The following is a 25906-nucleotide window of genomic DNA, read 5'->3' on the forward strand; positions in this document are numbered from 1 at the left end:
AACGCCATTCGGGTTGTCAGTGCCGAACCGTCCGTCAGCGGGCGAGCTTCAGGTGGGTGAGGAACGCGTTGAGGTCGGCCCACTTCTTCTTGTGGGTGTTCGGCAGCGAGGCGAACACCACCGCCGGGGCGTCCCGGCCGGTGTCGATCACCGCGGTGGCGACGACCTCGCCGGTCGCCCTCACGCCGTCCCGCTGGTAGGTGAGGTAGGAGGCGATCAGCCAGCCCTTGCGCCCGCCCACCGTCAGCGCCTGCGACGCCAGCGGCGCCGTCTTGTGCGGGAACGCGTAGTACTGCGCCTCATGCCCCTGCGCGACCAGGGCCGCGACGTTCTTCACGCTCTCCGGGCCCTGGTAGGCGGTCAGCAGGCTCGGAGTGAGCGTGCCGGTGAGCAGCTGCCCGTACCAGAGCTGCTGGGCGTGCCGCTCGGTCACCATGATCTGCTGCCCGGACCATCCCGGCGTGCCCAGCTTGTTCTTCTTCGTGGGCACCTGCCAGGGGGCGGCGAAGCGCGGGTACGACAGCCCCGAGTGGGTGTCGTTCACCCGCCCGAGCATCCGGGTCGCCCGGCCCTTGAACGTGACGAGCGGCTTGTCCGGCGGCAGTTGCACCTGCGTCCCCTGGGACTGCTCCGCCGCGGCCCGCTTGTCGACGTTGCCGGCCGGGGTCTCGGGCTCGTCGCCGCCGCTCTTGACGAAGTACACGGCGCCGGCCGCGACGAGCGCGACCACCAGCAGCCCGACCCCGCCGAACAGCACCAGCCGGGACCGGCCGCCGCCGTCGTCCAGGGCGTCCCGGTCGCCCCGGGACGGCTTCGGGGAGCCGCCGAGCTTGGCGTCGGCCGACTCCTCGTCCGCCATCCAGTCCGGCATCTGCCAGTTGCCGCTGCTCGGCTTGCCCGGCTTGGCGGGCTGGCCGCTCCCCGTGGGGACGGCCGGAACATAGTTGGAGGCGCCCGAGTCGGAGTCGCCCGAGCCCTCGTCGAACAGCGACCCCTCCCACTGGGGCGCGTCCTCCTCGGCCCGGCCCGAGGCGGGCTCCGCGACCGGGGCGACCTTGATGTCGTCGGCGTCGCGGTCGGCGGGCTCCTGCGCCGGGAACTCCTCGGCCACCGGGGCCTGCTCGACCGCCGGGGACTCCTCGACCCGGCCCCACACGTCGTGCGACGCCGCGCCCGTGCCGAAGTCGCCCGTACCGAAGTCACCCGTACCGAAGTCACCCGCGCCGAAGTCGGCGGGACCGGCGGGCGCAGGCGCGGGCGCGAACTCCTCGCGCTCGGGGAAGGCCGTTCGCGGACCGGTCGCCTCCTCGGCGCCGGCCTGCGGGAATCCGTCCCGCGACTCGTTCTCGCTCATGTCGGTCCAGCGCACGCCGCGCTCCCCCTGATCGGACATGCGGCACACGTTACGCGAAGATCAGCGGTCGGATTCCGGGCACCCATCACGCTCCGGACACATCTTCCCATCGGCTCAGTGATGCTCCGCCATGCCCGCGTCACCCACTGTGACCAGTGGGTCATCCGCCAGCCGCTCCCGCACCATCAGCGTGGCCCCGGCCACCGCGCCCGGCATCGCGAGCACCGCGCCCAGCGGGATGAGGAACACCACAAAAGTCGCGACGCCGAACCCGACGATGAGCGGGCGGTCGGCCCGCATCCGGGCGAACCGCTCCTTGCGCAGGATCCCCCGCCGCTCCAGTGCGACGGACGTCAGCTCCCCGGCGAGGAAGTACCCCGACACCAGCGCCGCGACCACCGGGACGACGGTCTGCCCCACCACCGGCAGGAACCCGCACGCGAAGAACACGACCGCGAACACCAGCGCGATCCCCCCGATGATCAAGGTGTCCTTGATCGCCCGTCCGATCTGGGTGAGCAGCGGGACGTCCGGCTCCGGCGGCGCGCCGCCCTGCGACTCCTCCACCCGGACCGCGATGGCCTCGTAGAAGGGGTCGCCGACCAGCAGCGTCACCGCGGTGAACGTGATCAGCGCCAGGAACAGCGCGGCACCGTAGATCGCGACGCCCGCGATGATCCGGGCGGACGTGCGGGCGGCGTCCGCCCAGCCGTCGGCGAACCCCGTCACCCAGCCGGCCAGATCGTCGACCTTGATCGCGAGGAAGACCAGCGCGGCCATGTAGACCGCGAGCACGATCAGCGCCGGGATCAGCCCGAACAGCCACTGCGCCGGGTGCCGGGCGGTCCAGCCGAGGCCGCGCAGCAGGTAGCTCGCGCCGCCGAACAGATCCTTGATCGCGGACGGTTTCGCCGGGGGCGGCGCCGGCGCGGGCGGTGAAGGGTGCGGTTGGCTCACGCACCCAGACCCTATAGGGAAGGGAGCCCCACAAGCCGGGCCGAACACTCCCAGACCGCCCGCCGCAGCTCCTGGTCCTTCAGCGCCTCGACCGTCGGCAGCAGCCCGGCGCCGGGCGTCGAACTGTGGAAACCGCCGCTGCGCGCCTCGAACTCCTCGTCCAGCGCGACCTTCAGCGCCATCCGCGCCCCCTGGGCGGGCGTCCGCATGAACGGGGTGTGCGACAGCAACGCCCCGGCCCGTCCGGTGCCGGGCACGTCCCGGAGCAGCCCGGTCGCCACGACTCCGGGGCACACCGCGTTCACGGCGACCCCGCTGCCCTCCATCCGCCGCGCCAGCTCCTGTGCGAACAGGATGTTCAGCAGCTTCGACCGCCCGTACACCCGGACCGAGCCCGCCGGCCCGTACGACCCCGGCTCCGCCAGCCGCTCCACCTCGAACCGGTCGGCCTGGCGGTGCGCCTCCGACGCCACGACCACCACGCGCGACGGCGCGCCCTTCTCCAGCAGCCCCAGCAGCCGGTTCGTCAGCAGGAACGGCCCCAGATGGTTCGTCGCGATCATGCGGTCGTACCCGTCCGCGCTGACCTTGGCCCGCAGCAGATGGACGCCCGCGTTGTCGACCAGCACGTCCAGCCGGTCGAAGCGCTCCTCCAGCGACGCCGCGACCCGCTCCACGTCCATCCGCACCGACAGGTCCCCGAGGAAGGTCTCGACCCGCGCGCCGGGCACGTCCCGCACCAGTTCCTCCGCCGTCGCGGCGGCCCGCAGCTCGTTCCGGCAGACGATCCCGACCAGGAACCCCGCCCGCGCCAGCCCCCGGGCGATCTCCTTCCCGATCCCGGACGTCCCGCCGGTCACAACCGCGATCTTCCCCATGCCCCCACAGAACCACCCCGCCCGGCGCCCGGCAAGGGACCTCCTACCCCTCTCCCAGCACCCGCCGCCGGAGCGTCACCCAGAGCACCAGCAGCAGGCGCTTCCACTCGGGCATCAGCAACGCCATCAGGACGTCCTCGCGAATACTCCGACGGCTGCGAAGTATCCCGGCCCAGGCTCGCGCGAGGTCGACCATCAGCATCCGGCTCGCCGGGTCGCCGACGGCGACGGACGTGAACAGCGCGACGATCCGCGGCCGCAGGTCCGGGCGCGCCTCCGCCGTGTCGAGCCAGAGTTCGATCGCCTCCAGGACGCCGTCCAGCCCCGTCGCGGCGCCCGTCTCCATGGCCAGCAGCAGCCACCACGCGGCGGCGCACGCCGCGGGCTCGACCGCGCCGGGCCCGGTCAGGACGACCGCGAGCCCATCCGCGTCGCGCTTGCCCGCCAGTTGCAGGAACAGCGACGCGCCGAACCACGGGAGCCGCCCTCCGGCCCCGGACAGCTCGGCGTCGGGGTCCGCCCAGAACAGAGCCCTGCGGAGCACCTCGGCCGGATGGACGTCCGCCAGCCGCAGCGCCGCGTCCATCGCCACGGTGCGGACGCTCTCCCCGCACACCGCCAGCCGACCGATGGCGTCCAGAACGGCGCGGGCCTTGGACGGGTCGACGCGGTCCGGCTCGGCGAGCAGGATCCGCAGCGCCACGTCCGCGAGACGGGCGGCGTCCCGCTCCGACCCGAACCCGCTCGCGGCGCCGCACCAGGCCAGTGCCGCCTTGGCGACCTCGTCGCCGTGCCTTGCCTCCAGCTTGATGGCCGCGTCCACGACCTCGTCGCCGACCTGGGCGTTGCCGAACGTCGCGAGATGCTTGAGCCGGGTCAGCGCGATCGACGGATACGTCCCGCCGAGCACCTGGCACACCCGGACGATCGTCAGCTTCAGCGTCTGCGGCGTCCCCCGGTCCTGGGACCACTCGTAGAGGAACCTGCGCACCCGCCCGCCGGCGACGGGGTGCAGGCAAGTCTCGACCAGCGCCAGGTAGGCGAGGTCCTGCTGCCCGTCCCGGGCCCAGCCGTAGGCCGTCCGCCGGATCCAGCCGGGCATGCCGTTCTCCGCGGCCAAGTGGGCGAAGACGGTGGCGACCTTGCGCTGGAGCGGTTCGTCCAGGCCCACGGCGCCGTCGGTCGGCAGCTCCGACAGCCACGCGAGCAGGTCGGTCCGCACCAGCGGGTAGTCGTGGCAGGCGTGGCTCAGCACCGAGGACGCGTAGCCGTGCCGGCGGAAGAGGATCCGGTCGTCCTCGCGGTCCGCGCCGAGCAGGTCGTTGAGCCCGGTGGACGGGCACCAGGCCAGCCCGCCGCCCTCCACGTTGATGTGCAGATGCCTGGCCAGCGACAGCGCGGCCCCGTACACGCTCGTCTCGCCCGCAGGCGTGACCGCGGCGGCGGCGAGAAGCAGCGTCCGGTCCTTGAGGTCCGGGTACTCGGCGAACCAGCCGCGTAACTGCTCCTCCCACCTGCCGTAGGCGCGCTCGACCTCCCGGGCGTCGCCGCTCTCCCGGACGAGGTCGGCGAGCCGGCGCCCGTCGGCGGGCGAGCCGCCCTTCAGCAGTTCGGCCGCGCGCTCCCAGTGCGGCCACTGCGTGCCGCCGAGGCCGCACACGTCGAGCCGGCGCCGGTAGACGGCCTCGGCGGGCGGCGGCTGCACCGGCACCGGCGTGAGGAACTCCAACCGGCGCAGTTCCGCCGCGGTCCCCAGCACGAGGACGATGCCCCGGGTCTTGTCACGGACCACCTCCAGGCGCTGCTCCAGGCGCGACGCGTCGTCCTCGTCGGCCGCGCGCACCAGGTACGCGCAGTCCGCGCTCCAGTCCTCCTCCGCGTCGTCCTCCGCCGACGAGAACGGGCGGATCGGCAGGTCCGGGCGGACTTCCCGCGCCGCCGCGATCGCCGTGGTCGTCACCCCGGCGCCCTCGTCCCCGGCGAGCGCGACCTGGCGGGCGCTCCGCAATTCGGCCACGATCGCATCGTGGTTCACGGCGGGCACGTAGCCCGCGACGCGCTGGCCGATCTCGCTCTCCGACAGGCCCATCGGGGAGCGCCCGCGCCCCTGGTGGTAGTGCATGACCAGGTCGCGGGAGACCGTGTTCCCGAACGCGATCTGCGCCTCGTCCCCGCTGATCGTGACGTCTTCGACCGCCGTCATCACCGCTCCTGCCGGAAGTCGCCGCCGACCGTGTTGCCGAACCCGATCTGCGCCTCGTTCCCGTCGATCGTGACGCCGCTGATCGACGTCCCGGACGGCGGCGGCGCCGGGGCCGGAACGGGGGCGGCCGGTTTCTCGCCGCCGTCCGGCCGCCCCTTCCCCGACGGCACCGGCACGTACAGGTAGGCGGGCTTGGCGTACTGCTTGACCTTCGCCTCCACCTCCGTGACCTGGCTCGCGCGAAGGGTGGTGCGCCCGCCTTCGACGTAGGCGGTGAACAGTTCCCGCGAGAACGCGTAGACCGCGAAGGTGACCTCCGGGTCGCTGTGTTCGAGGGCGTCGCGCAGCGGACGGCTGTCGAGCAGCCGGCACGTGTCGATGACGGCGGTGGAGATCGCGGGGGCGGCGGCGCGTTCGTCGTCCACAAGGCCCACGTGCAGCGCGGCCCGCAGCCGCAACCGCAGTCCGCGCGCCCGCAGGCCCGGCGCGCTCGCGGCCAGCTCGTCCTGGAGCCTGCGCGCGAAGGGGTCGACGAGCGCGGGCACCGCCTCATGCGGCAGGACGGCGAGAATCCCGTCCCCCGTGCTCTCGACGAACCGGGCCTTACGCCATGTCTCCCCCAGCCCGCTCGCCTCGAAGGCGGCGGCCAGGACTCGCCGGATCTCCAGGTGGACGTCCGGCAACTCGGAATCGCGGTGGGCGCTGAACTTCTCGGCGTCCACGACCAGGACGGCGCGGAACTCCTCCATGCGGCCTCCCCAAGAGTGCGGATGGCCACAACACTGACGACGTCGCGCCGAAGACTCTGTCAGATATCAGACAGAGTCCCGGCCTGATGCGGCCAAGGCGCGGAGGCCGGGGCGGTCGGTGATGACGGTGCGGCCGCGTTCGGTCGACACGATGCCGAGTTCCCGCAGCCGCGCCAGCTCGGCGGCGACGACGCCGCGGGACAGGCCGACCGCCTGCCCGATCTCCTGCTGGCCGAGCCCGACCTCGCCGCCGGTCACGGCGAGGCGCAGCAGGGCCCGCACGACGCGGGGCCCGGCCGGCAGCGCGGCCGTCTCCGCGCGCCACTCCTCTCCCTCGCGCAGCCGCCGCATCGCATGGCGCAGCAGGTCGGCCTCCGCGCCGGCGGCGCGGACCAGCGCGCGGAAGCGGTCCGCGGGCAGGGCGCGGGTGACGCACGCGTCCATCGCGACGACGGTCGCCGAGCGGCCGTCGCCGCCGAGGACGGCGATCTCCCCGAGGAGTTCGCCCGGGCCGCGCACGGCGAGCAGCAGAACCTCGCCGTCCGGGAGGGCGAGCAGCGCCTTGATCCTGCCCGCCAGCAGGAGGAGCACGTGGGACGGCGGGTCGCCCTGGCGGAGCAGGACGTCGCCCGCGCGGAACCGGCGTTCCCTGCCCGCCGCGACGAGCGACTCCCACGTGCGGGGCGAGACGCCGGCGGGAATCATGGGTCCATCATGCCTGGCACCGGATTAGAACGGGTTCTAGTATCTGGGCATGAGGTTCACCTACGCCGAGGCCATGACCGACCCCTCGTACTACGTGCCGCTGGCCAGGGCCGCGGAGGCGGCCGGGTACGCGAGCATGTCGGTCGCCGACTCGCTGGTCTATCCGAAGGAGTCCGACTCGACCTATCCCTACACCGCGGACGGCAACCGGGAGTTCCTGGAGGGCAAGCCCTTCATCGAGACGTTCACGCTCATCGCGGCGCTGGGGGCGGTGACCAGCACGCTGCGGTTCACGCCGTTCGTGCTCAAGCTGCCGATCCGGCCGCCGGTGCTGGTGGCCAAGCAGGCCATGTCGATCGCGGCGCTGACCGGCGGGCGGCTCGGGCTGGGCGTCGGGATCAGCCCCTGGCCCGAGGACTTCCAGGTGATGGGCGTGCCGTGGGAGCGGCGCGGGAAGCGGATGGACGAGGCCATCGACATCCTGCGCGGCCTCAGCACCGGGGAGTACTTCGAGTTCCACGGCGAGCACTACGACGTCCCCGCGATCAAGATGGCGCCCGCGCAGTCGTACCCGATCCTCGTCGGCGGGCACAGCGAGCCCGCGCTGCGGCGGGCGGTCGTGCGCGGGGACGGCTGGATGCACGCCGGCGGCGACGACCTGGACGGGCTGCTGGCCAGGCTGCGGAGCATCCGGGAGCAGGAGGGCAAGGCCGACGGGCCCTTCGAGGTGCACGTGATCTCCATGGACGCCTACACGCCCGACGGCGTGAAGCGGCTGGCGGACAAGGGCGTCACCGATGTGATCGTCGGTTTCCGGATGCCCTACGCCAAGGGCCCCGACACCCAGCCGCTGGACAAGAAGATCGAGGCGCTGGAGCGGTTCGCCGAGGGCGTGATCGCCAAGGTCCAGTAAAACGAGAACACGTTACAATTCGGCCATGGACGCGATCACCTGGAACGCCCCCGAGGCCGACCATCCGGCGCGCCGCGCCGCCCGTGCCTCGATGGCCGCCGTCATCGAGGGCCGCAAGGACGACTGGCTGGGCCTGTTCACCGAGGACGCCCTCATCGAGGACCCCGTCGGGCCGTCCTTCCTGGACCCCACCGGCGACGGCCATCGAGGCCCGGAGGGCATCACGGCCTTCTGGGACGACTTCGTGTCGACGATCGCCGGGTTCCGGTTCACCGTCGCCGACTCCTTCGCCAACGGGCCGTGCTGCGCGAACGTCGCCACGATCACCACCACGACGCCCGACGGCTCCACCATGACGATCGACTGCGTCCTGATCTACACGGTGGACGGGGCGGGCAAGATCACCTCGCTGCGCGCCCACTGGGAACCGGACCGCGCGATGGCCACCCTCACCAAGCCCTGATCCAGCCGGGCCCTGATTCAGCCGGGCCAGGCGTCGTCGGCGGGCGGCAGCAGGGACTGGGCGATCGTCCGCTCCAGGCGCCGCACCGCCATCGACTCCCCGACGAACCCCTGGACCGCCTGGAGGAGCTGCTGCAGCCCGCCCGAGTAGTCGAGGCACGTCTGCACGATGGCGAACAGGTCGGCCCGCGCCTCCGCCGACCGCGGCACCGCCCCGGCGATCTCCAGCGACAGCGCCGCGACCACCTGGTCACGGCCGCGCTCGGCGCGCATCCGGGGGATCTCCAGGAGGCCGTCCACGACGCGGAACAGGGCGGGCAGCGGCACGTCCGCCGGGCCCGGCGGCGGCTCCCGGAACCCGAACACCGGCTCGGGCACCGGCTCGGGCACCGGCTCGGGCACCGCCGGAACCCGTTCGGCCGGACGAGCGGGACGCCCGCCCGGCACCCTCACCCACGCCTCGTCCGACGTCTCCTTCACCCGCACCTCGACCGGGTAGTAGTCGCCCGGATCGACCAGGCCCCGCCCGTGGCGCACCACGTCGTCGTACACCCGCCGGGAGACGATCAGCGCGATCCCGGTCTCGGCCGCGGCCACCGCCTCCTTCAGCGGCGGCGCGTCCAGCAGCCGGAACGTGTGCGTCAACGCCGTGCTGACGATGCCGCGCCCGTCCGACTCGGCCTCGCCCACGTTGACCGCCACCCGCAGCCGCATCCACGCGGCCTCGCTCGCCGCCGCGTTGTGGTGCCGGACCTCCGCGCGCAGCCGGTCGACCACCGCCGTCAGCAGCAGCTCCGTCCGGACGTGCGCGGGCAGGACGATCATCACCCCGTCCCCGCGGTCCTCGTGGTAGCAGTCGTCGAGCCGCAGCCCGGCGCCCGCCAGGCTCCGGTCGAGCCCCTCGTACATCGCCCTGCGCACCCGCACCCGCACCGGATCGGCGCGGGACGCGGCGCTGAACCCGGCGATGTCGCAGAGGAAGAACGAGCACATCCCCCCGGGCCGCCATTCCTTCGGGGCCGGGCGCAGGGTCTCCGTCACGGGCACCTCACACCACTGGTCGCTGCGATCCCACTGTGCAACCCTCGGCCGGATCCGGCAAGGAAAGTGCGTCAACCGTCACACTCGGCCCATCGTCCCAGGAAGAGCCTCATATTCGGCGCATGCGGTGATGGGCGGGAGAACGCGCGCCGCCGGGACGCTTTTCGGCAAGGAGTTCCGGCCCGCACCTCCGAAGAACCGCCGTCCGGCCGGGCGGCACAAAGAAATCCACGGCGCGTCTTCCGCGAGATTCGCGCGCGGGACGCCGCCGGGTCCATATGATCGTCGCGTCGCGGCTAGTCTGGTGCTCCTGAGCCCACAGAGGGAGCGCGACGCATTTCCGATTCGCGGGACAAGCGGGAAAAGAAGGGGAGACGGCCGTGCGGGTCACTCATGGCAGGGCATCAGAGTCCGGCGGCCTCGCGGGCCCTTTCTGGACGCCTCCCACCCGCCGCGAACTCGACGCCTCGGCGGCGTCCGAGGGCACGGTCCTGAGTTCCGCGGTCCAGCGCGTCCGCGACGAACTGGACGACCCGCGCCCCGTCCGGGCGGGCTTCGACAACAGGCTGGCCCCCGTCGCCGCCGATGGCGCGAAGCACTGACCCCACGGGCGAGCAGGACGCACACCTCCGAGTCGCGGGTCGAGAGGGAGAGGGCCGTGCCCGTCACTCATCGCAGCGCGCCAGAATCCACAAGCCGCTGATGTCGCCGGCAGGGTCCGGTGAATGGCCGTCGCACGGCCTCGACGTTCCCGCGCTCGCGGCGCGCGGATGGCGGCCCGTGCCGTTCTCGGAATTCGTCCTCAAGATCCACGGTCGCTGCAATCTCGCCTGCGATTACTGCTACGTCTACGAGGGCGCGGACCAGTCGTGGCGCAGCCGTCCCGCCGCGATGCCGTCCGAGGTGCTGGACGCCGCGGCGGCCAGGGTGGCCGAGCATGTCCGGAGCCACGCCCTCACCGATGTGGCGATCGTCCTGCACGGCGGCGAGCCGCTGCTGGCGGGGCGGGCGGCTCTCGCGGCGGCGGTGGCGCGGTTCCGCGCGGCGGTGCCGGCGTCCTGCGACGTCGAGGCGAGCATCCAGACGAACGGAGTGCTCCTCACCGACGCGATGCTGGCGATGCTCGACGAGCACGACGTCGGCGTCTCGGTCAGCCTCGACGGCGACCGCGAGGGGCACGACCGGCACCGGCTCCGCGCCAACGGGCGCGGCAGCCACGCCGAGGTGATGCGCGGGCTGAACCGGCTCGCGGGCGCGCACCGGAGGCTCTACCGGGGGCTCCTCTGCACGGTCGACCTCGACAACGACCCGATCCGGACGTACGAGGCCCTGCTCGAGACGGGCCCGCCGCGCATCGACTTCCTGCTCCCGCACGGGACGTGGGCCGCCCCGCCGCCGCGCCGCCCTGTGGACGGCGGCGGCACCCCCTACGCCGACTGGCTCATCGCGGTGTTCGACCGCTGGTACCGGGCGCCACGCAAGGAGACCGGCGTCCGGCTGTTCGAAGAGATCATGAACGTGCTGCTCGGCGGGCAGAGCCGGAGCGAGAACGTCGGGCTGTCCCCGGTCGCCATGCTCGTCGTCGACACCGACGGGACGCTCCAGCAGGTCGACTCGCTCAAGACCTCCTACGCGGGCGCGCCCGAGACGGGCCTCACCGTCTTCGACCACCCCCTCGACGACGCGCTGTGGCATCCCGGCGTGGTCGCCCGGCAGATCGGCCGCGCGGCGCTGCCCGCCACCTGCGCGGCGTGCGCGATCCGCGACGTCTGCGGCGGCGGCGCCTACGCGCACCGCTACCGGGAGGGCCGCGGCTACCTCAACCCGTCGGTGTACTGCCCCGACCTGATGAAACTGATCGGCCACATCGGGCGGACCGTCCAGCGCGACCTCGCCCTCGTCGGCAGCCGCTGACCGCGCCCGCCCCGCCCGGCTTCACAGGGCGGTGGGCTCGATGTCGCATTCGAGCAGTTCGCCGCGCTCGGCCGCGCGCACCTCCGGGTGGCCCGCGCCGAGCACCCGCGCCAGCAGCGCCAAGGGCGGGCCGACGTCGTGGTCCTCCCCCATGGCGGCCCGCGCGCGTTCGAGGTTCAGCGCGGCGGCGAGCGCGTAGGGGTGCCGCTCGCCGAGGGAGGCGATCATCTTGCCCCGCACGTCGGCCAGCAGCCGGGCCGCGGCCTCCAGTTCGCCGAGCAGGTAGTAGTCGTTGGCCAGCCCGACCGTGGCGCACAGCGCGTAGTAGTGGTGGGGCCCGAGGATCCCGGCCTCCAGGCTCGACAGCGCCGCCCGGTCGGCCTCCTGCGCCGCGTACACCTCGGCCAGCCGCCGCAGGACGACCGCCCGGTCGATCGCGCAGACCAGGGCGAACGGGTGGGTCTCCCCCATCTGCCGGCGGTATCCGTCCAGCGCCTCGTCGATGAGCGGCAGCGCCTCGGCGGGACGGCCGATCGCGCTGGTGGTGAGCGCCAGGCAGACCTTGCTCGCCAGCGTGCTCGGATGCTCCTCACGGAACCGGCGCACGTGGGCGGCGAGCGTCTCGGCGGCCAGCCGGTGGGCCTCCTCGTACCGGCCGAGCCTCCGCAGGGTGCCCGCGTGCGTAATCTTCGCCTGCAGCACCATCGCGTGCCCAGGGCCGAGGACCGGCCGCGGGTTGGCGAGGTTGTCGGCCTGCATGTCGTAGGCCTCGCCGTACCGTCCCAGCGCTTGCAGGTCCATGGCGAGATGGTGGTTGATGCGGAACTTCTGCCGGTACGGCTGCCCCGGCTTCCGCTGCCCCTGCCACACCTCCAGGTCGATCTCGTACGCCTGCTGGAACTCGCCCAGGATCCGCAGGTCGATGGCGAGGTTCGTGGCGGACAGCTGCGTGTTGGGGTTGTCCTGCGCGAACAGCCGGCCCATCCGCCGCCAGGCGTCGAGGTCGACCTCGTAGGCGCGGCGGAACTCGCCGCGGAAGCGCAGGTCGGCGCCGAACCCGGCGGCGGCGAACAGGGTCTGGATGTGGTCGGCCCCGAACTTGAGCCGCGTCCGGGCGAGGTTCTCCTCGCTGAGGTCGGCGGCCGCCCGGTTGTCGCCCAGGCCGCGCAGGGCGTTGGCGAGGACCCGGGACACGTCCAGGACCGCGTCGTCGTCGGCGCCGTACCGCTCCAGCCAGCGGTCCAGCGCGATCTCCGCCAGCCGCCGGCTGCCCTCGTACTCCCCCGACATGTTGAGGAACTTCGCCTGGTCGATGCCGACGACGCGGATGCCGTACTCGTCGGCCTCGAACACCCCGGACGGGACGACATGCGGCGTGATCTCGGCCCGGCGCTCCCAGGTGGACTCCACCTCCGGCGGCTCGTCGGGCGTCGCCGCCGCCAGCACCGCGTGCACCTGGTCCCGGACGCGGCGCCGCCCGTCCTCGCCGAGCCGGTCGTTCAGGATGGCGCGGACGAGCCGGTGCACCTGGAGCGCCGCCGACTCCTCGTCGAAGCGGGCGAGGGAGAACCGCGCGATCGCGCGCATCGCCTCGCGCAGCCGGGTCTCGTCCGCCAGCAGCCCGGCGAGTTCGGCGGGCAGCGCCGCCGACCCGTCCAGCGCCGCCGACCCGCCCGCGGCCAGCAGCCCGCAGGGCACCGGCTCGGGGCCGAAGACGGCCCACAGCTCCAGCAGCGCCCACGCGACGGGCGCCTTCTCCCGCAGGAGGTCGAGGTTCAGGCTCACCCCGGCCGCCAGCGACACCGGGAAGTCGTCGCCGGACGGGGCCGCCGCGACGATCTCGGTGAGGCGGCGGTCGAACAGCCGCAGGTAGTCCTCCACGGTGCCGTCGGTGACGGCCTGCCACGCCGCGGCCTGGTGCACGGCGAGGGGAAGGTCGTCGACGCGCTCGGAGAGCAGGTCGGCCTCCGCCTCGGTCAGGCGCGGCACCAGGCGCCGGAGCAGCGCGATGCTCTCCGGCCGCTCGAAGACGTCGACGTCCACCACGGTCGCGTGCCGCTCCCAGCGGCGGTCCCGCGAGGTCACCAGCACGTGGCGGCCGGGGCCGAGGACCTGCCCGGGCTCGCCGAGCGCCGCCGGGGTCAGCGGGACGACCTGCTCCGGGTCCTGCGCGTTGTCGTAGATCAGCAGCCAGCGGCCGTAGGGCCGGCCGTCGCGCAGCGCCCGCAGGACGTCGTCGACGGTCTCCTTGATGTCGTCGCTCATCGGCATGTCGAGCTGGCGGGCCAGCAGCGCGAGCGCCGCGCGCGCCGACGTCGTCTGCTCGGCCGGGATCCACCACACCAGGTCGTAGTCGCCGTCGTGGCGGTAGGCGTACTCCACCGCGAGGTTCGACTTGCCCTCGCCGCCCATGGCGAACTCCGACTGCGGCAGGAGGGCGGCGACGCCGTCGCGCAGCGCGGTCCGCACCGACGAGAGCAGCCGGTCGCGTCCGACGAAGTCGGGGTTGCGGCCGGGCAGCCAGCGGCGCGGCGCCGGCGCGGGCTCGGCGCCCGCCGGCGCGCCCGAGACCGCGCCGGGCGGCGCGGCACCGGCGTCCGGGCCCGGGGCGGTGAGCGCGTCGGGCGCGGCACCGCCGCTCGCCAGCTGCTTCGCCATCTGCCGGTACGGCCCGCCGAGCCCCGCCAACGCCTGCGCCGCCACCTGCGCGAAGGGCAGCTCCGGCGGGAGCTGCGCCTCGCCCCGGCCGACCGCCGCGAGCAGCGCGGGGAAGTCCAGGGAGGAGCCGATGCGGTCGCGGACGACGCCCCACACCGCGCGCAGCACCTGGTACACCTCGCGCCTGCGCAGCCCTTGCAGCAGGATCTCCCGGACCCCGTCGTGGAACTCGTAGGCGATCTCCTCCTCGCCGCCGCCGGACGGGCGGCCGACCATCCGCAGCAGGCCGCTGAGGAACACCTCGGCCAGGTCGGCGGACGTGGACTCCGGCAGCATCGCCCGCTGGACGAGCCGCATCACGGGCAGCCGCAGCGGGGCCGCCGCGAGGAACGTCGCCAGCCGGAACGCCGCCGGGGAGGACGACGCCCGGAACTGCTTGACCCGCATCTCCGGGGACAGGGCGTCGCCGCCGGCCTCGGCGGGCGGCGGATGCGCCACCGCCCGGCCGGTGAACACGGCGGCGCCCATGACGTTCCGGCCGCCGCGGGCGACCATGCCCGCCCACGACCGCAGCCACCGCTCGCTCAGCTCCACCACCGGGACCGCGATACCGAGCGGCCGGTCGTCGGACGGCCGCAGCGGCGGCAGCGCCACGGTGAGCCGCTCGTTGGCGACCGCCGGACCGGACGCGCCGAACCGCACCGGCTCGATGGCCGCCGCCGTCCGCCACCAGAGCCGCTGCGGCAGCGGCTGGACGATCGCGACGGTGCCCGCGCGCCCCCACCGGTCGAGCAGCGCGGCGGCCCGGCCGTCCTGCCAGGCCGCGCCGATGCAGTCGCTGACGACCAGGATGAGGCGGCGGTGCGTCGGGTCGACCAGCTCGTCCGGGTCGCGCTCGGCGCCCGGCCCGAAGGCGGAGCCGGTGCGCAGCGACAGCCGCGGCGCACCCGTGTCGAGGTACCAGGTCCGCATGTCGCGGAACGCGCCGAGCTGCTGGAGCAGCAGCCTCAGCTCGTCCACCGTCTGCCCCCACACGACCATCGACGGGCCGACGTCCGCGACCAGGGCCAGGTCGTGCCGCCGCTCCTGCGCCGGCACCATGACGGGCTCGCACACCCCGGTCTCGGCGATGCGCTGCGCGGTCGCGGCCTCGTCGAGATGCCGGCGGGTCAGCGACGGCACGGTCGCGCGGAGCGGGCGCAGGGCGCGCGACAGCGGCAGCGTGCCCGCGATGGCGGGCATGGCGGGCATGCGGACGGGGAACGCGGTCGCCGGGACGTCCTGCCCGGCGAGGTAGAGGCCGGCCTCGGCAGCGCGCGGCGGCGCCGGCTCCCGGCCGGGCGGCGCGGGCGGCTCCGGCGGCGGGCCGGGCGGCGGCACGGGACCGGGTTGTGCGCCCCCGTCCGGCTCACCGGACCCGTCCGCCGCGAGATGGGTGGTGCCCTCGTGCGTCCGGAACCAGTCGGCGAGCCACAGCGCGTCCGCCGCCTCCTCCGCCGTGGGCGGCGGGTCGAGCCCGGCCAGGGCCTCGACGAGCCGCTCGATCATCCCGCGCCGGGCCTCTCGATCGGCCGCAGCACGGTATCGAGGATCTCCTTCAGCTTGGTCTCGGGCGGCCGGCTCCCGGACGTGGCGAGGTAGACGGCGTTGAGGAGCTGGTCGGTGGCGAGCGCCCCGTCGGCGCGGCGGGCGAGGAACTCCTCGATGAGCCCGTCGCTCGCGTCCCGCACCTCGGTGCCCAGATGCGCCTCGATGATCTCCGCGAGCCGGTCCCGGTCGGGCGGCTCGATCCCCAGCCGGACGCACCGGCGCAGGAACGCGGGCGGGAACTCGCGCTCCCCGTTGCTGGTGATGATCACGATGGGGAAGTGCCCGCACCGCACCTCGCCGCGGTCGATCGGCACCCGCTCGCCGCCGTCGGCCGTCATCACGTGGATACGGGCCTGCTCCTCGGGCAGCCGCTGCAGCTCCAGGATGCTGAACCGGCCCTCCTCGAAGACGTTGAGCAGGTCGTTCGGCAGGTCGATGTTGCTCTTGTCCAGCTCGTCGATGAGCAGGACGCGGGGCAGGTCGCCCGGCAGCAGCGCGGTGCCGAGCGGCCCGAGCCGGATGTAGCGGCCGATGTCGGGCGGCTCGGCGGCGTCGTCGCGGCCGCCCGCGCCGCGCAGGCTGCTCTCGTGCAGCCGGCCGATCGCGTCGTAGTCGTACAGCCCGGTCTGCAGCGTGGTGGTACTGGTGATCGACCAGTACAGGACGGAGCCGAGCCCGAGCTCGTAGGCGACGTTGTAGGCGAGCGTCGACTTGCCCGACCCGGGCTTGCCCGTCACCAGCAGCGGGCGCCGCAGCAGGACGGCCGCGTTGACCTTGTCGACCACCGACTCGTCCGGCCGGTAGGAGACCGCCTGCTGCAGGTCGCGCTGCCGCCGCCCGCCGGCCGCGTCCTCCGGGCCGAAGCGGCGCCACGGCGGGGGCGGCGGGAGCCGCCGCACCCGGTCGTGCGGCCGGCTGTCGCCCCGGTAGATGCGCCAGTCACCGTCGAGGCCGCTGGTCTCTGGTTCTGTCGTCATGGACGCCTTCCGGGGGTGCTATGCGGGTGGCCGGAGCCGCACGTACGGCTCCGGGATGCGGTCGGCATCGTCGAACACGAGCGTCAGGTGCAGGCCGAGATGGCCGGAGCCGCCGCCCTCGGCGCCGCCCGCCAGCGCCTGCCGGCGCAGCTCCATCGTCCGGCGCGGAAGCTTCATCAGGTCCGCCGCCATCAGTTCCTTGACCTCCCGGGCGAACTGGGCGGGGTAGCGCCCGTCCCGGCACCAGGCGACGACGGGGATGCCGGCGACCAGCCCGACCCAGTGCTCGTCCGCCTCGCCGCTCTCGCCGCCCCACGGCGGGAACGCCAGCGCGAGGACGGCCGTGGACTCCGTGGAGAGCCGGGAGAACAGCTCCTCCTTGTCGTACTCGCCGGCCCGCGCCACGAGGCAGACCGGCGGGTCGACCGAATGGCCGGACAGCCAGTCCCACTTGTGCCGCCAGTCGTGGTGGACGGCGGCGTGCCGCATCCGGTCGAGGCTCCGCACGACCACCGGGTACCGGATGCCGACGCGGTGCTCGAACCCGGCGATGTTGATCTTGGCCTGCTCGACCGGGTGGTCCAGCAGGGCGCGGGGCAGGATGAACTCGATGGTGAGGTCGGGGCCGCGCCGCCCGATCACCGAGCTCTCCGCGGTGAGCAGCCGTTCGAGCAGCTCGGGGATCCGGCTGAGCGGCAGCGCCTCGTCGCTGCCGTACAGCGTGCTGCCGGGCTCGCGGCCCACCTGGAGCCACGCGGTGACCAGGTACCGGTCGGCCTCCAGCGCGTCGGGCGCGCATTCGATGACCAGGTAGTTCTCCGGCGGTTCCGGCGGCCCGCCGCGCACCGCCGCGGGCCCGCCGGAACCGCCGCCGCCCCGCTGCAGCGCGGCGTGGTCGAGGCCCTGCGCCTCGACCTGGCGGCGCACCCAGTCGCGGAAGGCGCCCGCCGTCGGATACCCCGCGTACTCGGCCACATCGTTCACGAACACCAGCAGCGGCGGGGTGCCGTCCGGCCCGTCGGGCATCTCCTCCAGCAGGGCGACGACGTCGTGCAGGCTGCGGACCTCGCGCTCCAGCGACGGCCAGGCCGGCCCGACCGCCCGCCGGTAGAGCATCGGGAACCGGCCGAGATGCGTCAGCACCGAGTCGGTCCGCTCCAGCGACGTGATCAGCTCGTGGAGTTCGCGCCGCTCCGCCTGGTCGAGCCACGGCTCCGGCAGCAGTTCGGCGACGAGGTCGCCGAGCGCCCGCACCGACAGACTGGCCGGGTAGAACGTCTGCAGGATCCGCACCAGGGCCTGCGCGGCGCCGGGATAGGTGAGCAGCGCGTCGACCAGCGCCCACACGTCGAGCATGTCCTTGTCGTGGTGGTCGTAGTGCAGCCGGTGCCCGAGGTCGCGCTCCAGCGCCTGCACATGGACGACACGCTCGCGCTGGACGCTCATCGCGTCGATGCGACGGATCGCCTCGACCAGCCGATGCTGATCATCGACGTTCAGCGACGTGATCAAACGCTCCGCCTCCGACCGAAGGATGGCGGCGGAGAGCGCCGCCAAGTTCGACGCTGGAAGCGTACCCCCGCACCACGCTCCGGAAGGCGGCCGTTACCCGCAATCCAAGGCGACCGGAATAGGCCGCCGGCAATGTGTCGCCTTACACAGTGGCCGAGCGGCGCCTAGGTGTCCCCGCCGACCGGCACCGCCATCCTCCCGGCGGGCACGGTTTCCTCCGTCCGACGCGCGGACACCGGCGTGGCCTGCCGCCAGGCACGGCGATCGGGCGTCCTGATGAGAACGGCCGCCGCGACCCCGATCACACCGAATGCGACGCTCACGAGAGCCGCCGTCAGCCGGGTTCCGAGTGCGGCGATCACATATCCGCCGGAAAGAGCACCGAACGTCACCGCACCGGTCGTGATGAAGCGGTGGATGCCCTCAACTCGGCCCAGAACTCGCCGCGGAATGACCCTGCCCTGGTACACCGCCAGAGCGACGTTGACGTGGGCTCCCATGAAACTGCAGGCGCCCCAGGCGCACAGGCCGACCAGCGGATCGTTCACACCGGCGACGACCACCAGGCACGGGAGCCAGAGCACAACACCGCACTTGACCGTAACGCCGGGGGTGAGGAACCGCACCATCGCCGGAGCGGTGGCCGCACCGAGGAATCCGGCGACGCCGGACGTCGCGAGCATCGTTCCGATGACCGATCCGGAGAAATCGCGCCGCTCGGCCTCGACCACCAGCAGCAGAATGACGACCTGGAAACCGATGTTCGCGATCGCGCAGGCACCGAGCGACACGGAAAGGAACCTGTCGCGGTAGATCCAGCGAAACCCTTCTTTGAAGGAGTCTAAGATTCTTTTCGCCGAGACCTCGGACAGTTTCGGCAACTTCCGGGGCGGCGCTCCGAGGAGTTTCAGTCGGGATTTCAGCGCCAGCAGGGAGAAAACGGATACAAGCGATGTGAGTCCGTCCAGGACATACGGAGCGGCACGTCCGAGAGTGAACATCATGCCGCCCACCGGACGGCCGAGGACAATGGCCAGGTGATGCCGGGCCTCGCTCGTTCCCATCGCGTTCTCGGCCTTGCCGTCCGGTACCACGTACCGCACCGTGGCCAGTTCGGCCATCCGGAAGAAGACGGCGCACGACCCGTCGATCACCGCCGCCGCCACCAGCATGGGCCAGGGCGTGGGGAGCGTGCAGAGGACGACGACCAGGACAACCGAGTTGATCACTCTGATCACCTGGCTGTACAGCATGATCCGCCAGCGGTCGGAGCGATCGACGAGCAGCCCGACCGGTAGGTGGAGAAGCAGTCCCGGAAGCGTGCTCGCGGCCGCGACCCAGCCCGCCACGATCGGTGAGCCCGTCAGCGCCAGAGCCAGCAGCGGGTTGGCCGCAGCGGCGCCGAGCGTGCCGAGTTGCGACAGCACCGACCCGCTCAGCAGCAGCCGGAAATCCCGCCGCCAGTAATCGTCATCCGCACCATTAGCCCCGGCTTCGCCGCTATCCTCAGAGGCCATTCCCGGCGCGGCGGCGGTCACCTTCCGACTTCTCCTCGTCCCAGACCGCGGTCACACCCCGGCCGCATCGACCTCGGCAGTTCACTATTGACGTGCCCCGGTGAGCGGGAGCACAAGGTCGCGCCAGGCACAAAATTCCACCAGGAGTCGCCAAAAGCACCCGTCCGCCCACCCCTTTCACGACCATCGAGAAGACGGGCCCGGCAGCGCAGGAATCCTAGCGTATAATTGCGCGTCCACCGACCCGCGCCGATCGACTTCGCTAGAATCGGACAAAGAGCGACTTCTGCCTATTGAGGGCGAAGTTCGTGCATGTAAGGAGACTTGCCGCAGAAGGTGCATGCGGCGATATGTGCACGGAACGGCCGTCGGGTTATGCGATGCCGGAAAGCGCCCGCTTGGCGATGAGGGCCTCACGGTTGGCCCCATCCCGGCCTAGGACGTCCTCGAACACCGCGCGAGCGGCGCGCGTCCGCCCGGCCTGGCAGAGCGCCCGTCCGAGCGCGGTCTGGATGGAGAGCTCATGCGGCAGCCGGCCCGCCGCCGCCCGGAGTTGCCGCACCGCCTGCCCCGGATCGTCCGCCAGCAGGATCCGGCCGATTCCGGTCAGCAGCCAGCCGACGGCGGCATTGTCCGGAACGGCTTCGAAGATCGCCGCGGCGTCCCGGTAGCGCGCCACCGCCGTCTCCGCGTCTCCGCACTCGTAGGCGATGTCACCGAGGAAGGTCGTGGTGGCCGCGAGGCCCCGCAGATCGTCGTCCCCGTATCCCCGGACGACCGCCTCCGCGTGGCGCCGCGCGAGTTCGGGATCGCCATCGGCCAACGCCCGGCGCGCCTGGTGCAGCCGTGCCGACGATCCTGGCCGGCGAATGGGGACCGGCCCAGCACCGAGTTGGCGGACTGGCTCGATCAGCCGCGGATGCAGGATCTCGTAGAACAGGCCCCCGTCCCCGATCCGGGCCCGGATGAGGTGGGCGTCCTGGAGCGCGTGGACGACCGCCTTGGGCACGTCCTCGTACGCGCGGACGGCGGGCACTCCCGCGCGCCCCTGCGGCCCGCCGAACACGGACCGGAACCAGGAGCAGAGGGCGGTCGCCAAGAGGCTGTGGTCGGCGGCGATCGTGGAGAGGCTGTGGGCGCAGAAATCCTTGAGGGCGTTGTCCACCTCGATGCGAAGCCGGGCCGCGGAGATCTCCGACTCGCCGGACAGCCGCTCCCACAGCCGGCCGAACGCGAGTTGCAGCAACACCGGCTGTACGCGCGCGGTGGTCTGCACACCGTTCCCCGTCCGTACCGTCCGCAGTTCGCGGACCAGCGCCTCGGCGCCCGAAGCTGGACGCCCGGCGCGGTGAAGCGGCGCCTCGACGACCTCCCGCGCCGCTTTGGGCCTCAGCGGTTCGAGCGCGTACGCGGCGGGCGGCGCCTGGACGAGCCCGCCGGCCGGCTCCAGCGCCTCACCGAGCGCGTCATCGCGCACGACGAGCAGCAGGTGCAGTTCGGGTACCTCCTCCAGGGCCGTCGCCAGCTCGTCGAGAAAGCTCCGGCGATGCCGTTCGAACCGGTCGGATCCGCACAGCAGGACCTCGGCCCCGTCGATGGCCCCGAGCATCGGCGGCCGGTGATCGGCCCCGCCCGCACGCAGCCGCCTGCGCAGGAACGTGGCCAACGTCACCTCGGAGATGCGGACGGGCGACTCGCGCTCGTACCACGAGGCGAGCACGGCGAGCCGGAACGGATCGTGCTCGGCGAGCGCCGCCACGGGGAACGCCGGCCGGTACGCCATGTGCGCCACGGGAAGGACGTGCGCGCCCCCGGCCCGCAGCAAGGGGACGGTACCCGCGCGCAACAACGACGTCTTTCCCACGCCGGCGCTTCCGTGCAGCACCACAAGCCGATTCGTCAACCACAGATCGGCGAGTTCGCGGCTCTCCCGGTCCCTGCCGCGGAACAATTCCTGATCGGCCTCGTCAAGGGCGCGCAGGCCCACATACGGGCCCCGGGGGCCGAGCGGAGACTGCGCGATCATCATTCCGTCCCAAGAACGGGCACCCGTTGGCAGATGACGCCGACCGGTTCACCCGAGCGTAGCGCACGCTCACTCGAAACGGCCGGGGAATGCGACAGCGGAACATCCGCTTCGAACAGCCGAAAGACGTGAACGGGTCGGCCGTTAATCGCTGCCGGCCAACGCGAGATCAGCCCCCGCGCCCCGCGTCCGACCGGGCGCGGAGGCCGAGACCACGCCGCCGCCGCTGTTGTTGTCGAAAGAGCGGCCCAGCGTACCGCGCCTCGCCAACTCCATTCGCGTGCGCCGGAGCCCGGGACTCTGGGCGACCGCTGCTCCCGTCGGGACGTCCTCGCTGGACAGTAGGAAGGTGACCTTCAACATCGACCTCTCCCTGGATCTGGGCGGCACGGCGACTTCCGCGCTGATCGCGACGAGTCGCCACCAGCATGATTTCAAACTGCGGGCGCCGGCGCCAGACACAATCTGTCACGCTGATTCGGTCCAGCAGTTGAGAAGGAGCGGGAACGACCGAAAACTGCCGAGCTCCTCAGTGTCATCTGACACATATCTAAATCGGCGACATCAATATACTGTCCGAGTTGGCGCATTTGCTTGACTACGACGTGATACAGCTTGCTCCACAGGGGTTCAGCGTGACGCAAGGGGATCGAGTGATCAGTACCCAACCCGAGCCATCGCCAAGGATTCCCCAGGTCTGGGGCAAGGTCCCGCCCCGGAACAAGAACTTCACCGGCCGCACGGATCTGCTCGCCCGCCTGCGCGAAGGCATGGGCGGCCGGGCGACCGCGGTGCTGCCGCACGCGCTGCACGGCCTCGGCGGGGTGGGAAAGACGCACATGGCGGTGGAGTACGCCTATCGCTACCAGGCCGACTACGACCTGGTCTGGTGGATCCCGGCGGACCAGCCGGTCCTCGTGCGCTCCTCACTCGCGAGCCTGGCGCCGCGCCTCGGTCTCCCGTCGGCCTCGGTGAGCGGCGTCGAGGAGGCGGCCAACTCCGTGCTGGAGGCGCTGCGCCGGGGCGACCCCTACACCGACTGGCTGCTGATCTTCGACAACGCCGACGAGCCCGAGGAACTGACCGACATCCTTCCGCAGGGCCCCGGACACGTACTGATCACGTCGCGCAACCACCGCTGGGCGGGCGTCGTCGACGCCGTCCCGATCGACGTGTTCACCCGTGCGGAGAGCGTGGAGTTCCTCACCAGCCGGGTGCAACGGGGGATCACCACCGAGGACGCGGACCGGCTCGCCGAGGAACTCGGCGACCTGCCGCTCGCCCTGGAGCAGGCGGGCGCGCTCCACGTCGAGACCGGCATCGCGGTATCGGAGTACCTGCGGCTCCTGTCGGACCGCACCAGCCAGTTGCTGTCCCAGGGGAAGCCGAGCGAGTACCCCGCGTCGATGACGGCCGCCTGGGCGCTCTCCGTCGCCAGCCTGGAGGAGAAGCTGCCCGAGGCGCTGGTGCTCCTTCGGTACTGCGCGTTCTTCGGGCCGGAGCCGATCCCGCGCGACGCGTTCAGCAAGGTCGTCCCCGGGTTGAGCCCGGCGCTGTCGAACCTCATCGCCGACCCGATCCGGCTGGGCCGGGCCATCGGCGAACTCGGCCGGTTCGCCCTCGCCAGGCTGGACCTTCCCGCCCGGACGATCCAGGTGCACCGGCTGATCCAGGCCCTGGTCCGCGACGAGCTGGCTGAGGCGGAGCAGGAGCGGCTCCGCCATGAGGTGCACCTGCTGCTGGCGAACTACACTCCCGCGGACCCGGGCGACGCGGGCAACTGGGACACCTTTCTCAACGCTCTCGGGCACGTAGGACCGGCCCGTGTGGCGCAATGCCGGGCGCCGGTGGTCCGCGAACTCGCCCGCAACATGATCACCTTCCTGTACGCCTCGTCCGACTACCTGTCGGCGCAGTCGTTCGTGCAGTCGTTCATCGAGCAGTGGTCCGCGGCCTCCGGAGCCGACCACGAGGACGTCCTGGAACTGAAGGTGCAGCTCGGCAACCTCCTGCGCGAGCTCGGCCGGTACGACGACGCGGCCGCGCTGAACACGGAGACGTACCAGGCGGCGGAGAAGTCCCTCGGCCGGGACCACGGCACGACACTGCGCGCGCTGCGCGGGCGAGCCGCGGACCTCCGAGCGAGCGGCGACTTCCAGCCGGCGCACGAGATCGACGAGGAGGCGGCGCGCCGGTTCGAGGCGAAGCACGGCAAGCAGCACTGGGACACCTGGCGCGCCGTCAACAGCGTGGCGCTGGACCACGGCCTCAAGAGCGACTACGCCAACGCCAGGGCGCTCCTGGAGGAGGTGATCCGCGACATCCGCGCGAGCGACCCGTCCCCCAACCCGGCCTCCTACCTCAACATCTACACGGGGCTGGCGCGGGCGGTCCGGCTCAGCGGCGACTTCTCCGAGGCGTGCGACCTCGGCGAGGACGCCTACGCCTACGGCGTCGAGCGGCTGGGCCCCGAACACGCGTGGACGCTGCGCACCGGCAAGGACCTGTCCATCGCCTGGCGCCGGGCGGGCGACTACGACCGCGCCCTCGAACTCGCCGAGGAGATCCACCAGCGGTACGTGCGCAGCTTCGGGCTCGACCATCCCGACACGCTGGCGGCCGCGATCTGCCTGGCGAACATCCGGCGCACGATCGGCCAGTTGCCGGAGGCGCTGGTGCTCGCGGACGACACCGTCCGCCGCTACCCGCGCGTCTACACCGTCGAGCACCCCTACTACCACGCCTGCGCCGGGAACCTGGCCATCCTGCGGCGGACCACCGGCGACCCCGGCGTCGCCAGGAAGACCAACGAGGAGTCGCTGAAGGGCCTGGAGCTGAAGCTCGGCCGCGACCACCACTACTCGCTCACGGTGGCCGTCAACCTGGCCAGCGACCTGGCCGACCTCGGCGAGGCCGAACCGGCGTACCGGCTGTGCTCCGGTACGCTGCGGCGGCTCCGGGCGCTGCTGGGCGACAACCACCCGACGACGCTGTCGGCGGCCGCGAACACCATCGCCAACCTGCGCGTCCTCGGCAGGGACGACGAGGCCGACGCGCTGTACCGCGACACCGAGGAGCGCTACCGCCGCACCCTGACGCTGGAGCATCCCGACGCCCAGGTCTTCCTGGAGGGGCGCCGGCTGGACGCCGACTTCGACCCGCCGCCGATCTAGCCCGCGGCCACCGGCTCGGCGGCCAGTTCGCGGCCGACCACGTCCCGGATGTGGGTGATCAGCTTGAACAGGTCCCGGCAGTAGACCGAGGGGTTGCGGAAGCCGGTTCCCGACCGGTACCGGTGCGGGTAGAGGCCGGCGCCGCAGACCTCGTGCGCCGGGCAGGCCAGGCACTGCGCCGACAGCGCGCCCTTGCCGATCTGCCGCGCGGCGACCGACGGCAGCGCCAGCACGGTGTCGAACGGGTCGCGGGAGACGTGCAGCCGGGTGTGGGCGGCGCCCTCGTAGGCCGACTTCAGCGAGTCGACCTGCTCGATCTCGCCGTTGGTCTCCACCACGACGACCGACACCGGGGACAGCCCGACCGCCTCGCTGCCCGACATCCGGCCGAACAGCAGCCGGATGATCTCGCTGAACAGCCGGATGCGCACGTCGGCGGCCTCCACGGCGTACCAGCGGTCGAAGATGGCGGTGAGCCAGTCCCCGTAGGGCGTCGACTCGTCCGGCGGGCGTCCCGGCGGGGGCGTGTCCCAGTTCCCGTGCGGGAGCAGGAAGTCCATCTCGGGCGGCGCGAAGTCGAGCAGGGACTCGTAGGTGGCGATCGGGTCGTTGCGCAGTTCGATGGTGCTCAGCAGCCCGCCGAACAGGTGCCGGTGCCGCGGCCCGGTGAGCCGTTCCAGCCCGGCCCGCACCGCCTGGTAGCTGCCGCGCCCGTCGGCCCGCCGCCGGTGCCGGTCGTGGCCCTCCTCGTCGCCGTCCACGCTGACGCCGACCATGACGCCGTACTCGGCGAACAGGTCAAGGAACACCTCGTCGAGCAGCACGCCGTTGGTCTGGACGCTGAAGTCGACGCGGACGTCCGGCCCGACGGCCGCGAGGACGGTCTCGATCGCATGGCGCAGATGCTGGGCGCCCGCCAGCAGGGGCTCACCGCCGTGCAGGACGACCTGGACCTCCGGTAACAGGTTCGTCCGGGCGTGCTCGGCGATGCGCTGCGCCGTCCACTCCAGGACCTGGCGCGACATGCGCCGCGGCTGCCGCCGCCAGCCCTGGTCGGCCATCTCGTACATGTAGCAGTAGTCGCAGGCGAGATTGCACCTGCTGTGCACCTTGAGGATGAAGTCGCGGATCGGCGTGGGCCGCCAACCGTCCTCAAGAAGGGCGCGGACGTCCAACGCGTCCGGCCACTCGATGCCGGGCTCGCCGCTGCGGACGCCCACCTGCTGACCCCCAAGAGATCAAGACACGGCGCTGCGCTTGATGTTTTGTGCTGTATG

At 72.5% G+C, this 25906-nt stretch carries 18 protein-coding genes; 5 read left to right on the forward strand and 13 right to left on the reverse strand.

Features of this window, described 5'->3' with window-relative positions:
- Positions 1-34: 34 nt before the first annotated feature.
- The 6 genes from HUT06_RS36880 to HUT06_RS36905 all read right to left on the reverse strand — a co-directional run bounded on the left by HUT06_RS36880 (position 35) and on the right by HUT06_RS36905 (position 6846).
- Positions 35-1393, reverse strand: a complete 1359-nt coding sequence (locus tag HUT06_RS36880) for a hypothetical protein (protein ID WP_176199948.1) — start codon at positions 1391-1393, stop codon at positions 35-37.
- 75 nt (positions 1394-1468) lie between these two features.
- Positions 1469-2311: an EI24 domain-containing protein gene (locus HUT06_RS36885; RefSeq protein ID WP_176199949.1), complete on the reverse strand. Its 843-nt coding sequence runs from the start codon at positions 2309-2311 to the stop codon at positions 1469-1471.
- Between the two features lie 11 nt (positions 2312-2322).
- Positions 2323-3189 carry an SDR family NAD(P)-dependent oxidoreductase gene (locus tag HUT06_RS36890; RefSeq protein ID WP_176199950.1) on the reverse strand — a complete coding sequence of 289 codons (867 nt, stop codon included), beginning with the start codon at positions 3187-3189 and terminating at the stop codon, positions 2323-2325.
- Between the two features lie 43 nt (positions 3190-3232).
- Positions 3233-5392 carry a hypothetical protein gene (locus tag HUT06_RS36895; protein ID WP_176199951.1) on the reverse strand — a complete coding sequence of 720 codons (2160 nt, stop codon included), beginning with the start codon at positions 5390-5392 and terminating at the stop codon, positions 3233-3235.
- Positions 5392-6141 carry a hypothetical protein gene (locus HUT06_RS36900; protein ID WP_176199952.1) on the reverse strand — a complete coding sequence of 250 codons (750 nt, stop codon included), beginning with the start codon at positions 6139-6141 and terminating at the stop codon, positions 5392-5394. Before HUT06_RS36900 ends, HUT06_RS36895 begins: the two co-directional genes overlap by 1 nt.
- 66 nt (positions 6142-6207) lie before the next feature.
- Entirely contained in the window at positions 6208-6846 is a 639-nt protein-coding gene (locus HUT06_RS36905; RefSeq protein ID WP_176199953.1) for a Crp/Fnr family transcriptional regulator, read from the reverse strand.
- Positions 6847-6895: 49 nt separating this feature from the next.
- On the opposite strand from HUT06_RS36905, the gene HUT06_RS36910 reads away from it, so the two are divergent.
- Both HUT06_RS36910 and HUT06_RS36915 read left to right on the forward strand, forming a co-directional pair.
- Complete coding sequence (locus HUT06_RS36910) at positions 6896-7759, forward strand: TIGR03619 family F420-dependent LLM class oxidoreductase (protein WP_176199954.1); 864 nt, start codon at positions 6896-6898, stop codon at positions 7757-7759.
- Between the two features lie 25 nt (positions 7760-7784).
- Positions 7785-8222, forward strand: coding sequence for a nuclear transport factor 2 family protein (locus HUT06_RS36915; protein WP_176199955.1), 438 nt, complete (start codon positions 7785-7787; stop codon positions 8220-8222).
- Between the two features lie 17 nt (positions 8223-8239).
- Here the strand turns inward: HUT06_RS36915 and HUT06_RS36920 are convergent, their stop codons facing one another.
- Positions 8240-9262, reverse strand: a complete 1023-nt coding sequence (locus tag HUT06_RS36920) for a hypothetical protein (RefSeq protein WP_176199956.1) — start codon at positions 9260-9262, stop codon at positions 8240-8242.
- A 380-nt stretch (positions 9263-9642) separates the two neighbouring features.
- Here HUT06_RS36920 and HUT06_RS36925 point away from each other — a divergent pair, with 380 nt between their 5' ends.
- Complete coding sequence (locus HUT06_RS36925; protein ID WP_176199957.1) at positions 9643-9864, forward strand: hypothetical protein; 222 nt, start codon at positions 9643-9645, stop codon at positions 9862-9864.
- Positions 9865-9964: 100 nt separating this feature from the next.
- Positions 9965-11176, forward strand: a complete 1212-nt coding sequence (locus HUT06_RS36930; protein ID WP_176199958.1) for an FxsB family cyclophane-forming radical SAM/SPASM peptide maturase — start codon at positions 9965-9967, stop codon at positions 11174-11176.
- A gap of 21 nt (positions 11177-11197) precedes the next feature.
- On the opposite strand, the gene fxsT (HUT06_RS36935) is transcribed toward HUT06_RS36930, so the two are convergent.
- The 5 genes from fxsT (HUT06_RS36935) to HUT06_RS36955 form a co-directional block, all read right to left on the reverse strand.
- Positions 11198-15382 carry an FxSxx-COOH system tetratricopeptide repeat protein gene (gene fxsT / locus HUT06_RS36935; protein ID WP_176199959.1) on the reverse strand — a complete coding sequence of 1395 codons (4185 nt, stop codon included), beginning with the start codon at positions 15380-15382 and terminating at the stop codon, positions 11198-11200.
- Positions 15379-16401 (reverse strand): MoxR family ATPase, encoded by a 1023-nt coding sequence (locus HUT06_RS36940; protein WP_176199960.1) that lies wholly within the window; start codon positions 16399-16401, stop codon positions 15379-15381. The genes fxsT (HUT06_RS36935) and HUT06_RS36940 overlap by 4 nt, the downstream gene beginning before the upstream one ends.
- An 18-nt stretch (positions 16402-16419) precedes the next feature.
- A complete protein-coding gene (locus HUT06_RS36945; RefSeq protein WP_176199961.1) occupies positions 16420-17913 on the reverse strand; it encodes a hypothetical protein in 1494 nt (497 codons plus the stop codon).
- Positions 17914-18077: 164 nt separating this feature from the next.
- Positions 18078-19451: an MFS transporter gene (locus HUT06_RS36950; RefSeq protein WP_176199962.1), complete on the reverse strand. Its 1374-nt coding sequence runs from the start codon at positions 19449-19451 to the stop codon at positions 18078-18080.
- Positions 19452-19803: 352 nt separating this feature from the next.
- Positions 19804-21459, reverse strand: coding sequence for a hypothetical protein (locus HUT06_RS36955; RefSeq protein ID WP_368407000.1), 1656 nt, complete (start codon positions 21457-21459; stop codon positions 19804-19806).
- A 650-nt stretch (positions 21460-22109) separates the two neighbouring features.
- On the opposite strand from HUT06_RS36955, the gene fxsT (HUT06_RS36960) reads away from it, so the two are divergent.
- The gene (fxsT, locus tag HUT06_RS36960; RefSeq protein WP_254715584.1) at positions 22110-24629 is read left to right on the forward strand and encodes an FxSxx-COOH system tetratricopeptide repeat protein; all 2520 of its coding nucleotides are present in this window, start codon (positions 22110-22112) and stop codon (positions 24627-24629) included.
- On the opposite strand, the gene HUT06_RS36965 is transcribed toward fxsT (HUT06_RS36960), so the two are convergent.
- Positions 24626-25849 (reverse strand): FxsB family cyclophane-forming radical SAM/SPASM peptide maturase, encoded by a 1224-nt coding sequence (locus HUT06_RS36965; RefSeq protein ID WP_254715585.1) that lies wholly within the window; start codon positions 25847-25849, stop codon positions 24626-24628. The genes fxsT (HUT06_RS36960) and HUT06_RS36965 overlap by 4 nt on opposite strands.
- Between the last annotated feature and the right edge of the window lie 57 nt (positions 25850-25906).

The sequence above is a fragment of the Actinomadura sp. NAK00032 genome, assembly GCF_013364275.1.
GTDB lineage: Bacteria > Actinomycetota > Actinomycetes > Streptosporangiales > Streptosporangiaceae > Spirillospora.